Here is a 1,166-nt window from a genome sequence, read left to right as displayed (position 1 = left end):
GCGAGGTCAGCTGCAGGTGCAGGTAGCCCGCTTCCCGCAGCGCCCGGGCGACCGGCGCCTGGTGCCAGGCGGCGATGTACGGGGTCGGGCTGTCGTAGAGCGCGTCGAACCGGCCCAGCAGCTGCGGGTACAGCACCGCCAGTTCGTCCCGCTCCGCGCCCGTGAGCCCGGCGAGATCCGCGATCTGCCGGTGCGGCACCAGGTGCACCTCCAGCGGCCAGCGCGCGGCGAACGGCACGTAGGCGCTGAAGTGTTCGCCTTCGAGAACCATCCGGGAGCCGTCGGAGCGCTCATGGCCGAGCACCGCCCCGGTCAGCGTCTGCCGCCCGCCGGTGGCCTCGAAGTGTTTCCGGGCCGCCGCCGCCATGACCGCCCCGCGCGGGGGCAGGTAGGAGTAGGCGTAGATCTGACCGTGCGGATGGTGCAGCGTCACGCCGATCTGGGCGCCGCGGTTTTCGAAGCAGAAGACCTGGGCAATCCCGTCCGTCGCGCTGAGCGCCGCGGTCCGGTGCGCCCACGCGTCGATCACGGTGCGCACGCGGCGGGTGTCCAGCCCGGCGAACGAACCGGTGTGCGCCGAGGTGAAGGAGACCACCTCGCAGCGCCCGCCGGCGGTGTAGGCGCGGCCCCACTCCGGGTCCTCGGGCGTTGCCAGCAGGTCCGGCCCGAGCGACGGAAACCGGTTCTCGAACACGGCCACGTCATAGTCGGCCGCCGGGATTTCGGAGGCGTAGTCCGGCGTGCTCGGGCACAGCGGGCACGCGTCCGCCGGCGGCAGGTAGGTGCGGGTCTGCCGGTGCGCGGCCAGCGCCACCCACTCTCCCGTCAGCACGTCGTAGCGCAGCTCCCCCACCGGCGGCCGTTCCGGCAGGTCCCGGGTGTCCCGCGAATCCCGCGGAACCGGCCGCGCGCCGTCGTCGAAAAACAGCAACTCCCGGCCGTCCGCCAAACGGGTCGCGGTCACCGCGGTGACCGGGTCTCCTCCCGGAACAACGACGGCGGTGCCCGCCCCGGGCTGGGCACGATCCACGGTGCTTCGCTCAGGCACGGCGCCGCTTCGCCGCACAGGTCACGCAAAATTGTGCTTCCGGCCGGATCTCCAGGCGTTCGCGCGGGATGGGGTTGCCGCACGAGGCGCACGTCCCGTAGGTGCCGGCCGCGAGCCG

The 1,166-nt window shown here is 73.2% G+C and carries 2 protein-coding genes; both read right to left on the bottom strand.

All coding sequences use genetic code 11. From position 1 onward, the window contains the following. Positions 1-964 (bottom strand): galactose-1-phosphate uridylyltransferase (gene galT, locus AC5RUJ_RS16775; RefSeq protein WP_494156303.1); only part of this gene is annotated, 964 nt, incomplete at its 3' end. Positions 965-1,040: 76 nt separating this feature from the next. After that, positions 1,041-1,166, bottom strand: a 126-nt coding sequence (locus AC5RUJ_RS16770) for a TraR/DksA family transcriptional regulator (RefSeq protein WP_494156302.1), incomplete at its 5' end; no start/stop codon positions are given.

The organism is Arthrobacter sp. Y3223164, from assembly GCF_059091005.1.
Note: the sequence above shows the minus strand (reverse complement) of the source record. Positions and strands in the feature narration are given on the sequence as shown.